16 protein-coding genes are annotated in these 12,959 nt (G+C 34.4%); 13 read left to right on the top strand and 3 right to left on the bottom strand.

From position 1 onward, the window contains the following. Positions 1-10: 10 nt before the first annotated feature. The 7 genes from F5ESL0260_RS07460 (at position 11) to F5ESL0260_RS07430 (ending at position 6,005) form a co-directional block, all read left to right on the top strand. Positions 11-1,039 (top strand): SIS domain-containing protein, encoded by a 1,029-nt coding sequence (locus F5ESL0260_RS07460; protein WP_122026423.1) that lies wholly within the window; start codon positions 11-13, stop codon positions 1,037-1,039. A gap of 66 nt (positions 1,040-1,105) precedes the next feature. Continuing rightward, the gene (locus F5ESL0260_RS07455) at positions 1,106-2,176 is read left to right on the top strand and encodes an SIS domain-containing protein (protein ID WP_122026422.1); all 1,071 of its coding nucleotides are present in this window, start codon (positions 1,106-1,108) and stop codon (positions 2,174-2,176) included. Between the two features lie 3 nt (positions 2,177-2,179). Continuing rightward, positions 2,180-2,599: a PTS sugar transporter subunit IIA gene (locus F5ESL0260_RS07450; RefSeq protein WP_122026421.1), complete on the top strand. Its 420-nt coding sequence runs from the start codon at positions 2,180-2,182 to the stop codon at positions 2,597-2,599. Positions 2,600-2,612: 13 nt separating this feature from the next. Continuing rightward, positions 2,613-3,080, top strand: coding sequence for a PTS sugar transporter subunit IIB (locus F5ESL0260_RS07445; protein WP_046325428.1), 468 nt, complete (start codon positions 2,613-2,615; stop codon positions 3,078-3,080). Between the two features lie 22 nt (positions 3,081-3,102). Next, a complete protein-coding gene (locus tag F5ESL0260_RS07440; protein ID WP_122026420.1) occupies positions 3,103-3,915 on the top strand; it encodes a PTS sugar transporter subunit IIC in 813 nt (270 codons plus the stop codon). After that, a complete protein-coding gene (locus F5ESL0260_RS07435; protein ID WP_046325426.1) occupies positions 3,905-4,738 on the top strand; it encodes a PTS system mannose/fructose/sorbose family transporter subunit IID in 834 nt (277 codons plus the stop codon). The genes F5ESL0260_RS07440 and F5ESL0260_RS07435 overlap by 11 nt, the downstream gene beginning before the upstream one ends. Before the next feature lie 88 nt (positions 4,739-4,826). After that, complete coding sequence (locus F5ESL0260_RS07430) at positions 4,827-6,005, top strand: MFS transporter (protein ID WP_122026419.1); 1,179 nt, start codon at positions 4,827-4,829, stop codon at positions 6,003-6,005. Here the strand turns inward: F5ESL0260_RS07430 and F5ESL0260_RS07425 are convergent. The 3 genes from F5ESL0260_RS07425 to F5ESL0260_RS07415 form a co-directional block, all read right to left on the bottom strand. Next, positions 6,002-6,739 (bottom strand): GntR family transcriptional regulator, encoded by a 738-nt coding sequence (locus F5ESL0260_RS07425; protein ID WP_122026418.1) that lies wholly within the window; start codon positions 6,737-6,739, stop codon positions 6,002-6,004. The two genes, F5ESL0260_RS07430 and F5ESL0260_RS07425, sit on opposite strands and share 4 nt — an antisense overlap. Beyond that, positions 6,732-7,469 (bottom strand): GntR family transcriptional regulator, encoded by a 738-nt coding sequence (locus tag F5ESL0260_RS07420; protein ID WP_158593824.1) that lies wholly within the window; start codon positions 7,467-7,469, stop codon positions 6,732-6,734. The genes F5ESL0260_RS07425 and F5ESL0260_RS07420 overlap by 8 nt, the downstream gene beginning before the upstream one ends. 248 nt (positions 7,470-7,717) lie before the next feature. After that, complete coding sequence (locus F5ESL0260_RS07415) at positions 7,718-8,440, bottom strand: GntR family transcriptional regulator (protein ID WP_158593823.1); 723 nt, start codon at positions 8,438-8,440, stop codon at positions 7,718-7,720. 287 nt (positions 8,441-8,727) lie between these two features. On the opposite strand from F5ESL0260_RS07415, the gene F5ESL0260_RS07410 reads away from it, so the two are divergent. From F5ESL0260_RS07410 to F5ESL0260_RS07385, 6 genes are read left to right on the top strand one after another with little or no spacing between them, the layout of a single operon-like run. Further along, on the top strand, positions 8,728-9,129 hold the full coding sequence (locus tag F5ESL0260_RS07410; RefSeq protein ID WP_122026415.1) for a PTS sugar transporter subunit IIA: 402 nt from the start codon (positions 8,728-8,730) through the stop codon (positions 9,127-9,129). Beyond that, a complete protein-coding gene (locus F5ESL0260_RS07405) occupies positions 9,129-9,617 on the top strand; it encodes a PTS sugar transporter subunit IIB (protein ID WP_122026414.1) in 489 nt (162 codons plus the stop codon). The genes F5ESL0260_RS07410 and F5ESL0260_RS07405 overlap by 1 nt, the downstream gene beginning before the upstream one ends. Before the next feature lie 19 nt (positions 9,618-9,636). Beyond that, positions 9,637-10,383 carry a PTS sugar transporter subunit IIC gene (locus tag F5ESL0260_RS07400; protein ID WP_122026413.1) on the top strand — a complete coding sequence of 249 codons (747 nt, stop codon included), beginning with the start codon at positions 9,637-9,639 and terminating at the stop codon, positions 10,381-10,383. Further along, positions 10,383-11,213 (top strand): PTS system mannose/fructose/sorbose family transporter subunit IID, encoded by an 831-nt coding sequence (locus tag F5ESL0260_RS07395; RefSeq protein WP_122026412.1) that lies wholly within the window; start codon positions 10,383-10,385, stop codon positions 11,211-11,213. Before F5ESL0260_RS07400 ends, F5ESL0260_RS07395 begins: the two co-directional genes overlap by 1 nt. 11 nt (positions 11,214-11,224) lie before the next feature. Then, complete coding sequence (locus F5ESL0260_RS07390) at positions 11,225-11,857, top strand: hypothetical protein (protein WP_122026411.1); 633 nt, start codon at positions 11,225-11,227, stop codon at positions 11,855-11,857. Next, positions 11,858-12,955 (top strand): SIS domain-containing protein, encoded by a 1,098-nt coding sequence (locus F5ESL0260_RS07385; RefSeq protein ID WP_122026410.1) that lies wholly within the window; start codon positions 11,858-11,860, stop codon positions 12,953-12,955. Positions 12,956-12,959 lie beyond the last annotated feature (4 nt).

The following is a 12,959-nucleotide window of genomic DNA, read 5'->3' as shown; positions in this document are numbered from 1 at the left end:
GAGGTAAAAAATGGAAACAGAAAAAGTAGAACTAATCAATTTTAACCCGGAAGCCTATCTAAAAGACGGTGAAATGGTCTATTCCAAGAGGTCAGAAATTGAAAAGCTGGCTGACAAGCTAACCCAAGAAGGATATAAAAATATCTATCTGATGGGAATAGGTGGAACTGAGTTTGAATTGTACCAGTTTGCATATGCAGCTAATAGAATGTCAGATTTACCTGTTAAAGTGATTAATGCTGCCGACTTAAATGCAGTCCATCCACGTGATTTGACCAAAGATACAATTGTTATTACTGCAAGTGACAGTGGTAATACTCCAGAGATTATCGAAGCTGCACAGTGGTTAATAAAAGATGATATTAGACTAATTGCATTTACTAAAAAGAGCGGCGAATTAGGTGGAATGGCACCAACTGTGATCGAAGTAAATGGCTCAACAGGTTCTGGACAAAACTACTATATGGCAGAAGCTATGTTAGTTTACAGCTTGCTTTATAAACATGGTGATTTTCCAGACTACCCTCAGTTTGCTGATCAACTGAAAAATGTCTTTAAGGATTTGCTGGACATCAGAAAGAAATTCGAACCAACAGCTGATGAGATTGCTCATAAATGTTACAAGGCTCCTTACACTATTTTCACCGGTTCAGGAGCTCTGTGGGGTGAAACTGAATTATTCGCTGAATGTCTGCTTGAAGAAATGCAATGGGTAAGAACACGCCCAATTACCAGTGCAAAATTCTTCCATGGTACTCTTGAGTTGGTTGAAAAGGGTGTACCAGTTTTCATTGTCGAAGGTGAAGACGAATTTAGAAAGCAAGACGTTCGCGTACAACGTTTCTGTGAAAAGATTGGCGCTGAACATTATGTAATTGATACAAAAGAATATAGTTTAAGTGTTGATGATAAGTTTAGACATTTGGTTATTCCATGGATTGTTAACTCTCTATTAACAGACAGATTAACAAATCACTACCAAGTTTATACAAAGCATAATAAGAACTACAGAAGATATTATCGTCAATTCGAATATTAGTATGATAAAAAGACGGGATACTTGTGTATCCCGCTTTTTGTTCAAATTTTTAGTTTGGAAGTGAATATGATGAAAATGCTGGATTATGTTAAAGCGTCACCACAAAAAGTTAAAGAAAACATTAATGATAAAGAAAGTTTAGTTACACCATTAGTAAAACTTTTTTGTGATCAAAATTTTGTAAGCGTTATCATAGTTGCGTCTGGATCATCTATGAATGCTGCAAAAATGGCACAACCATATATGGTTAAACGTTTAGGATGTCCTGTATCGGTAATAACCCCTGAATTGTATGAACTGATAGAACCAATTAATTTTAACAAAACATTCGTATTCTTTATATCTCAAAGTGGGGCTTCTACCAATATTCTGCATGCGATGAATTACATGAAAAAGTTAAGCCACCAAACTATTTTATTGACAGGTAATGTTCATAGTCAGGCTGCTGGTAATGCTGATTACGTAATTGATTACTGTGTAGGCGTTGAAACGGTTGGTTATGTGACCATCGGTTTGTCAACCTTAATTCTTTATTTAGCCCTCTTTGCAAATGAAGTTGCTATTAAAGGTGATCGTGAACATAACACTGATGATGAATTTATCCAATTAGCTAATGTTATGTCTAGCACAGTAGATAAGGGAATTGATTTTGTCAATGAGCACTTCCTGGAGCTTGCTGAAATGGGCCCAACTTTTATTTGCGGTAATAATATGAACCTGGGTGTTGCCAGAGAAGCTGCTCTTAAATTCCAAGAAACTTTGAAAATTCCTACGATGCATTATGAAGTTGAAGAATTTATGCATGGACCAGATATTCAACTAAGCCCAAAATATACGGTGTTTTTAATTGATAATCTGCAACACAGCTCACGAATTTCCAGTATTTATGAAAAACTAGCTGTAGTAACTTCAAGAAGATATTTGATCACGTTTGACAGTGAACCAAAAGAGCAAAACGTTATTAATATTACCAAACCGTTGATTACAGATCTGTGTTCTCTGGCCGTAATACCATTTTTCCAAGTTATTGTTGCCTCAATGATGCCCGCACTGAGTACGGAAAAATCTCATCCGCTGGCAGAAAAATTTATGGACGCAATTACTACTAAAAATTATAGTCAAAACAACAAGGAGTAAAAAATGGTTCAAGTATTGATATGTACGCATGAAGAGATGGCAGTTGGTGTGAAAAAAACAGCGGAATTTATTATGGGCCCGCAAAAAAATTTACATGCTATAGCAGCTTATACTGATGAACATTTAGATTATCAAAAAATGATTGCTGAGTTTTTAGCAAAACATTCTTCTGAACCTGTTGTTGTGCTAACAGATATCCTTGGCGGCAGCGTTAATACAGCATTAGGGAAAATGCTAGATCAATACCAAAACCTGCATATCATCTCGGGAGTCAATTTACCAATGATAGTGCAACTGTTGTTGTCAAATGAAAAAACCTTGGATGGAACAATCCAAAAGACAATTGCAGAAGCAAAAAATGGTATTCAGTATGTAAATCAAACACTCACTAAACAAACGAATAGTTTAAGTGATGATTTTTAAGGGGATGTTTTAAATGATTAAAATGATCAGAGTTGATTACCGTCTATTGCATGGCCAAGTCGCTGTGTCATGGACAGGAACTCTTGGAGCTGATGCACTTTTGCTAGTTAGTGACACCTTGAAAAATGATAAGTTAAGATTACAAATGCTTGCTTTGGCTAAGCCCAGTGGTGTCAAGGTAGTAGTAAAAGACACACAAGGTGCAATTGATGTCATCAAGAGTGGCAAAACCGATCGCTACAGTTTATTCATTATTTGTGAAACTGTTGAAATAGCGGCCAAGTTAGCTCGTGAATTTAATATTAAATCAGTTAATTTGGGCAATATCTCATTTGGTGACGGCAAGCAAAAGATTAGCAAGAGTATTTATATTAATGAAGACGAAAAACGAACAATTAAAGAATTAATTGATGAAGGAGTTGATGTCTTTATCCAAATGGTACCTACAGAAAATAAGATTGAGGCCAAAAACGTAATTTAGAGCGGTAAAGGAGATGTTCTAAATGATTTTAAAAACATTTTTGATTTTCATTGTGGCTTTAATTGGCTATAGTGATGCTTTTACTGGTACAAGTTTAATTCAACGTCCACTAGTTATGGGGATGTTAACAGGACTGGTATTGGGCGATTTAAAAGACGGCATTATTATGGGTGGTGCCATGGAACTGGCCATGGTAGGTTCAGTTTCAATTGGTGCTTATATTCCGCCTGATATGGTTTCTGGAACTATTTTAGGAACTGCTTTGGCAATTCAAGCACATGCGGATTCAGCAGCTGCTTTAACATTGGGTATTCCAATTGCTACTATAGTATTGGCTTTAGAAACAGCAATTGGTCAGCCACTAAAGTTGATCTTTGTTCACAGAATTGATAAAAACGCCCAGGATGGAGATACTAAGGCAATTGCACGTAATATGATCCTTGGTGGTTATGCTGGTAAATTACCGGGCTTAGTTATCGTACCAACCGCATTTTACTTTGGTCAACATGCGGTTACTACTTTACTCAGCAATATGCCTAAATTTATCTCGACGGGGATGACTATTGCTTCAGGGTTACTGCCAGCATTAGGATTTGCCATGTTAGCACAAATGATAATGAACAAGAAAGTTGCTGTGTTCTTTTTCATTGGTTTCTTCATGGTTGCTTATGGCAACTTGTCAACAACAGGTGTAGCTTTATTTGCTGCTTTAATCATCATTGTAATGTACATCTTTGTTGAGAGAAAAGATGATAAGAAAGGTCAAGCTACAGCCACTGAACCCGCCACAGGACAAGCAACAGAAGAACAAGGAGATGGTTTCGATGAGTTTTAAAATACAGCCTGAATATAAAGGTAAAATAACTAAAAAGGATCTACAAAAAGTATTTTGGCGCAGTATTCCAACAGAGCATTTGTGGAACTACGAAAGAATGATGAATGTTGGCTATACTTTTGCCATGATCCCAATCTTAAAGAAACTTTATCCTAAAAAAGAAGATTTATCAGCTGCATTGACGCGAAGTCTAGAAGTTTATAATGTTACTCCGTATATTATTACTTTACCAGAAGGTATTGCTACTGCTATGGAAGAGCAAAATGCGAGTGATCCAGATTTTGATACGCAATCAATTTCGGCTGTGAAACTCGCTATGATGGGTCCTTTATCAGGAGTTGGTGATGCTTTCTTCTGGGGAACTTTAAGAATACTGGCTACTGGTGTTGGTACTTCCTTAGCAATGCAGGGAAATATATTGGGACCTTTACTTTTCTTGATAATTTTTGATGTACCACATTTTATAATCAGATATGTCATGACTTTTTTAGGATACGGTCTTGGTTCAAACGTGATTGATAAACTAAAGAAGTCCGGTATTATGGATAAGGTTATGGAATATGCTTCAATCATGGGGATCATGGTTGTTGGTGGCATGACGATGAGCATGTCAAAAATTAACTTTATTACAAAAATAGGTTCCGGTAAAGGCGCCCAGACGATCCAAGGACTACTTGATGGTATCGCCCCGGGACTAGGTGTCTTAGCGCTATTTGGCGTCATGTACTGGATGCTTAAGAAGAAAATGAATCCATTGTTAATTATGTTGATTGTCTTAATCGTAAGTATAGCAGGAGCTTACTTTAACATTTTAGGAGTTTAGCTGCTATTTAATTTAAGAGTCATCAAAAAGAAATGAGATTAAATGAACTCATTTCTTTTTGTTTTTTAAGTAAAAACTAGGTGAAAAAATGTTGAAAAAAAGACGAACTATTTCTTTAAAATGGCTACTTCTTGGTGTTTTAATTACTAATACTGCAATGAGTTTTATTTGGCCGTTAAATACAATCTATATACATGAAACATTACATAAAAGCTTGGTAGTTGCGGCATCTGTATTATTCTTAAATCAACTTGCAACCATGTTGGGTAGTTTGATTGGTGGTAAATTGTTTGATACCTGGAGTCCTTATTACTCCATTTTACTAGGAATAATTTTAAATATATTTGCTTTAGGGGGACTTATTTTTTTTCATGCTTGGCCGGCCTACGCTTTATTGCTCATTTTGTCTGGTCTTGCAAATGGTATTTCTGTAACTTGTGAAAATTCTTTGGCAACTAGAGTCGGCGATCATCGTTCCAGTTATGTATTTAACCTCTTATACTTCGCCTCGAACTTTGGCTTAGTTTTTGGAACTCTTACAGTTGGATATATTATGCCTTTGGGAATTGCTTACGTATTTGCCATTGCAACCATAATTCAAGTATTGTTTTTAGTGGTAGCTGTTATCAATTACAATATTCAGTTTAACCAAACAATGGGCGACAGAAAGCAAGCAATAAAAAAGGGAAAATTAACACCAAAGATTCTAGGTGCTCTTATCATGGTTTTAATTTGCTGGCTCATTTATGAACAATGGCAAAGCAATCTCTCCACTTTTATGGTTGAAAAAGGCTTTAAAGTTAAAAGTTACAGCTTTCTTTGGACATTCAATGCAATTTTAATTGTTTTATTTCAACCTGTTGTTACTCATTTTGATGAATTATTGTTAAAACATATTAGAGGACGATTAAATATAGGTATTTTATTATTGCTGGCATCATTTGCAATTTTATTATTACCTTTTAAAAACACTTACGGACTTTATGTGACATCTATGTGTTTACTTACCCTAGGAGAGATATTGCTTTTTCCAGGGGTTGCCAGCTTTGTAGACATTGAATCACCTAAAAATTTAACAGGTTATTATCAAGGCAGAGTTCAAATGTTTAGTGCTTTAGGCAAAGCAATAGGTCCCTTATTCGGAGCATTAATTATTGACAATACCAGTTATGAATTTTTGTTCTTAACCTGTATTTTAATGGCCTTAATGGCTTTAGTTATTTTTTCTTGGCCGGGATTTGCTATTTCAAAAAAATATAAGGTCTAATTGCTGAGGTTTACATGATAACGGATTGACCCTTCGTTTGCAATGACGTAGCTTTCAGTGTATTCAATGATATCCTGATTTTGATCAGCGGTTGAATAGCAAGATTTGAAAACAAATGAGTTGGTACTAATTTGTAATAATTTTGCTTCTTCAGGCATTAAGGTTTCGAGTTGCTGATATGTTTGATGTGCCTTTAAAAAGTGTCCCATGCTTTCAATATAATCGTATAAGCCGATATTATTAAAATCAATTTGATAAAAATTAGGGAAAAACTTTCCCGGAACAAAGGAATTTTCAAGTGCAAAGGGTTTGCCACAATGTAACTTTAACCGTTGAACGCCATATACAGGTTCATTTTCGTTAAGAGCTAATTTTTGCCTTAGAAATTTTGAATCAATATCAGTGAAAAATTTAATTTGTTTGTTTGTGATAATAATTCCTTTAAGAGACATTGAATTGGTCAGGGAACGGGAACTGTCAAATGAAATATTAAAACGCTGGTCAATACCACTGATGACGAAAGTTCCTTTTCCCAGTTTTCTTATTAATAATCCTTGTTCAACCAATGAGTTAACGGCACGCTTTGTAGTTGTTCTGCTTATTTTGTAGTGTTCCGCCAGTTCACGCTCACTAGGTATTTTTTGCCCCGGTAAATATTCTTGAGTTCTAATTTTTTCGTATAAGAGGTGTTCAATTTGTTCGTATAAAGGAGCTTTATAAGAAATTTTATTCATTAAATGTACCAAGTTTTTCACTTATTATCTGAGACGGCATAATACTTACCGTATTTTGGGCGTCACTATATTGTTCTATAAAAAAACAAGTCTGATTGCTTGTAGTGGTAAATGTAGTTTCAATAGATAGCAAAGGATCTTGCACTTTGACGTGAAGAGCTTTAGCAATTAGTTTATCGGCAAAACAGAAGTTTAAAGTAACATCTGCATCTTGCGCCGTTTGCAGTTTTTCCTTAATTTTATTGAAGATCATTTCTTCACTACTCATTGAAAAACTGTTGTCAATTGGTAAAAAGATTCGATAAACTACATAACCGTTTGATTCTTTTTCAACTGATCTGAGAGTTATTAGTAGAATTTTTGTTCCCAATAAAACTTTTAATTTTTCAGAAAGCTCCTTGTCAGTGTCGATAAATTTATATCTTAGTATTTCATATTTGGTGTCATGTTGAGAAATATTAAGGTAATCAAGTTTATTTGAAAAAGAATTAATCAAATTTAAAAGAGGCTCATGCTTACGGTAGTTAACAAAGTAACCAGCTGCCGGTTTGCGAGAGATCAATCCTTGCTTTTCCAGTCTTTTTAGCGCCATTCTAGCAGTTCCACGAGACACTGAATAATTTTTGGCTGTAGTACGTTCAGTCAATTTTTGCTCATATTTAATGAAGCCTTGTTCAATTTGGTATTGAATATCTTTAGCTATCAATTCTTCTTTCCTTATAGCCGACAAGATAGCCACTCCTTAGATAGATTAATTCGGAATTAATTGAAAACATTTAGTTATATTTAAAGTAATTTTATCAAATTTATTTTGATATAGATGTGACGTGTTGATAAATTATTAAAAAAATTACTTCTTTATAATGCAAAATTTATTATATCATGATTGAAAAAACTAGTGTGTCAATAAGTTAGACAGTGAACAACTTGTGTATTGTTAAAAAAGCCTTATTTCGTTTTAAAAGCGAGATAAGGCTTTTAATTGTTTGAGCCATTAAATCTATATGTATATAAGTCAGGGTTATAGTATGAAACAAATACTCCTAGAGGTACCCGCTTACCAGATATGGAAACTGTATCAACGTTAGCTAAAGTTTTTAAAAGAAAGTCAACACTCAAATGTAATAGACTCTGTTGCTCTTTTGTTGCTTTAACTGCGTTAATTTCAGCGTAGTTCTCAATTAGTGGTAACTTACATTTTTTCAAATATTGGTATAGAGACTTGTTCAAAAGAGCCAAATCAATATTTTGCATTATATCGAAATTTAAATATTCTTCATTAATAGCTATAGGCTGATTATTACCTGTTCTAAGTCTTTTTAAATAATGAAATTTACTGGGCATAATTGAGGAATTAGAAAAGCTGACATATGTAGGAACGGCCTTGGATTCTAGTAAATTATATGAAAGCAGCGTTGAGCCCGGTGTCATACGTTGGCGTTTGATAATATCACTGAAACTAACAGTTTCGTTTAGCGATCGCACAATGCTTTTTTCTTTTACAAATGTTCCCCGGCCAGCAATCCTGGTTACATAACCTTGCTTTTCCAAGTCTTTAAGAGCCTTGTTTACAGTCATCCTGCTAAAACCGTTTTGCTGACTAATTTTTACTTCCGGTGGCAATCTGTCGCCTGCTTTAAGAGAACCACTATTTATTTTTTTGATAAAAAAATCTTCAATTTTTAGATATTTTGCCTTCAATTTTTTGTCCTTCATATTGTGATAAAAATCATTTCTTTACTATATATTATAGTTAAATAGTCAGTTTTTAAGCAAATAACTTTTTCATTTAAAAAATGTATAGACAAACATAAATTACTTTTAATATAGGCTAATTTTAATTGTTTAAATGCTTATAAAATATGGATTAAACTAACTAATAAGTAAAAAATAGCTTGATAAATTGTATATACAGTAATAAAATTAACTTAGTTTTAATGTTAGCGCTAATATTTTAATTTCATTTTTGGAAGAAGGGAAGCGCATATATGAGCCAATTTATTATTGCGACGCATAGCTATTTAGCAGATGGATATAAACACTCAATTAAATTTTTTAATACTGAAGTTAAAAATATTCATTTTATAAATGCCTATACAGAAGAAAAAAATAATTTTGTTGAAGAACTAGAAAAACTATTAAACGAATTTGAAGATGAACAAGTAATTATTTTAACTGATTTGCCTGGAGGGAGTGTTAACAAAGAATCCACAGGTTTGATAAAGAAGTATAACTGCAACGTTATTAGTGGAATTAATTTGTCTTTAGTTTTAGAACTCGTTTTAGGTTATGATGAAGTTCTCACAGACGAAAAAATACGTGCGGCAGTAGAACAAGCGCGCTCACAAATTGTATTTATGAATGATTTGTTAAAAGGGGATGATTTGTAATGATCAGTCTTTTAAGAGCAGATGATCGTTTAGTTCACGGATTGGTTGCAGTTTCATGGACCAATCAGTTACATCCAGATATTTTGTTGGTTGCTAATGATCATGCTGCAAATGATGCAATGACAAAAATGACAATGAAGCTGGCAAAACCGGCAGGAGTAACTTTGGGAATTAAAGATTTGTCATCTGCTGCAAAAATATTAAATAATCCAAAGTATGCGCATAAAAAAATTTTTGTGGTGACAATTAATATTAAAGACGCTTTAACACTGAAACAAAGTGTTAAGGCCATAAATAAGGTAAATGTGGGAACGGCGGGAATTCATTACAAGGATGGAATATCTGTTTTACCACAAGTAAAAATGACCAAAGACGAGTTTAATTGTGCAAGTCAACTAAATAATTTAGGAGTAGAAGTTTTTGCTCAAGTAAATCCCACAGCAGAAAGTCTCAACTTTGCAGGGATAGCGAAGGCTTTTAATCAATAATAAAAAAAGGAGATAAGTTATGTTACAAGCATTCTTAGTAGCATTGGTTGGCGCTGGGGTGTTCATGGAAAGCCCACTTCTGGGACAGCACATGCTTGCCAGACCAATAATTATTTCACCATTAGTCGGTTTAGTAATGGGTGATTTGAAAACTGGTTTAATGTTGGGCGGAGAATTGGAACTCGTTTGGATGGGTTTAGTTGGTATAGGAACAACTACTCCTCCCGACGTAGTTGTAGGTTCTGCTTTAGCAACAGCACTTGCCATAAAAACTGGAGCAAGTTGGCAAACAACATTAACTCTTGCTATTCCAATAGCATTGGTTGCCCAAATGATCAGTCTAGTTGTCAACAGTTTTGATGCAATTTTTACCCATTATGCTGACAGACAAATAGAAAAGAAAAATTGGAAAGGTATTGCAATCGGTCAGTGGACGGCTTCGGTAGTAGTATTTTTCTCAAAATTCATTCCTATTATGATTGGCTATCTTGTTGGGGCACCAGTTATTAAGATTATTGTTCAAGCTATACCGATAGTCATTAAAGATGGTTTAGCACAGTCAGGCAATCTGCTACCAGCTTTAGGTATAGCAATGCTCATGCAATTAACCTACGATAAAAAATACGCCCCATTTCTTTTCTTGGGATTTGCTCTTGTAGCATTTCTAAAAGTACCAATGATAGGAGTAGCTGTTTTTGGCTTAATAATTGCTTATATTTATTACCAATTTAAGCCTAACGATCAAAGTGAGGAGGACTTGTTATAATGACAGACTCAGTCGCAAATAATAAAAGGAAGCAACTTACAAAAAAAGATTTACGGAGTGTTATGTGGCGTCATTATCAACTCTTAGGTGCCTTCAATTATGAGCGTCAAATGTCCCTCGGATATGCATGGGCTATGACTCCAGTTTTGAAAAGGCTATATGGTGATAATGATGAAGAATTGCAAAAGGGATTTAAGCGCCACCTCGAATTCTTTAACTGTGCAACATCAACATCGCCAATGATTTTAGGTATTAGTTGTGCAATGGAGGAGCAAAATGCTAATTCAGAAGATTTTGATGCTAGTTCAATCAACTCAGTAAAAACTGCTTTGATGGGCCCGCTAGCCGGAATTGGTGATTCAATGTTCTGGGGTACTTTAAGGGTCATTGGTGTTGGCGTTGGTGCACCTCTTGCAGTAAAAGGAAGTATCTTAGGGCCGATTCTTTACTTTTTAATTAATGTTATCCCAAGTGAATTACTTCGTTGGTTTGGCTTTAAATTAGCTTATGAAGGCGGTAATAAATTTTTGGCAGAAGCCAGTGAAAGTGGAACTTTGCAAAAATTAACTGAAGCTGCGAAAATTCTTGGTTTGGTTGTAGTTGGTGCAATGATTGCTTCAATGGTGATTATTAAGGTGCCACTGATAATGAAGTTTGGAGGAACTAAGGTCAGTCTGCAAAAAACTTTGGACTCCCTGATGCCTAATTTACTGCCATTATTATTAACTTTTGGCTGCTATGGATTATTACAGAAAAAGGTTAACGGCACTGTAATCTTGATAGGATTAATTATACTGGGAATTTTAGCAGTAGCAGTTGGTTTGCTTTAAAGGGATAAATTATGAAATCTGTACTAATGATTTTATTTCTTATTTTGGCCTTTTTATTTAGTTGGTTAGCGGAAGCAAAATCAAAAAAGAAACTTTTTACCAATCTTTTGGCATGCGAGAAGAAAGGCGATAGCAAAAATTATTTTAAGCTTCTTGAGGAGCCTGTTGCCAAGATCTGTTTATCTGCAAGTTCACGTTTATTATTGCAGTTAGACTTTTATTTAACCTATGGGGATGTGAATAAGGTAAAGAAACTTATTACGAAAATTACGAAAAAACCTGCAGACTTGTCAAAAGACCAAAATTTATTAATTAGGCTAATGCGCAGCTATATTCTTTTTTTAGATAAAAATGATAATCAAGAAGCTTTAAAACTTGAAGATTATTTAAGAAAAAATTGTAAGAAAACTCAGATACAAAAGGAAATTGAACAGCTACATCAGGTATATTTGGCACCAAATCAAAATTTATTAACTGAACTAAGTAAACAATTAAAGACAGCAGAAAAGCCACAGCAAAAGTTGATCATTTATGATCGTCTAACTAAAGTAAGTGAATCATTAGGATTAAAAAAACAAGCAAAAGAATATTTAACGCAAATGCGTAAAATTGCACAAAAAACAATTAAAATGGAGGAGTTTTAAATGGCAAAATTAACAATGATGGGACATATTGAAGATACAGCAAGAGTTTTGCAGAGAGCAATTGATGAAAGAAAAGATTATGGTCAGGAATTTATTGATTTTTGGCAAAATAATAATTTTAAAAAAGTTATTTTTACAGGGTCTGGAACTTCTTACAATGCTATGCGCGTGATTCGTAATATGTTTGTCAAATTACTGAATATCGAAGGGGTAGCGATTGAGCCCACAGTTTTCACGTATTCTGAAAGTATTAATCCAAGCAGTTGCTTTAGAAATGATCAGGTTTTAGTGATAGGCCTTTCGCAACATGGAGATAGCATTTCTACATGTGATGCCTTAAAAAGAGCAAAGGATGAAGGATTTGCTACTGTAGGAATTTCTGAGGAACAAAACACTGCGATTACTAAAATTGCTGATCATTATGTCCATCTTGTATGTGAAGAAGAACAAATCGGGCCTGAAACACGTGGTTATACTGAAACCTTGCTGCAATTTTATCTGTTAGCTGTTGAAGCAGCACATCAAACTAAATTAATTGGTAAAGAAAAATATAACCAACTTATCAGTGATGCACAAAACTTGGTAAATGATTTTCCAACTGTAGTAAAAGAAAGTTCCGAATGGTATGAAAAGCAACAAGATGAGCTAGTTTCTATGAAAAAAGCTTCAATTGCAGGATATGGTTACAACTTTCCAACTGCTCTAGAGGGGAGGCTAAAGTTTTTTGAAACTTTTGGCAGGCCAACAACAGCGTATGAGCAAGAAGAACAACTTCACGGACCTATTCGTGCTTATGATGAAGATAATTTTATCTTCTTAATTGGAGGCAATAATGGCCCTGAATTCAAACGGATGATTGATATTGCAGGATATTATCGTCGTGCTTTCACAAAACATGTTTTTGTGATATCTTCTGCAAAGGCAACAGAAGACAAGAGAGATTTGAAATTCACTGTAAAAACTACAGACTTGCTTTCACCCATTTTTTATGTAGTACCATTTCAAGTTTTGTCAGCTAAACTTTCAGAGAAAGTGGGTATTGATACCAGTGTGAGTCCTGTAACCGACAGATCAATTTCTGGACATATGAACGGCTAAAACT

It is taken from the genome of Lactobacillus sp. ESL0260, assembly GCF_003692935.1.
Taxonomy (GTDB): domain Bacteria; phylum Bacillota; class Bacilli; order Lactobacillales; family Lactobacillaceae; genus Lactobacillus; species Lactobacillus melliventris.
This window is presented reverse-complemented; position numbering and strand designations above follow the sequence as displayed.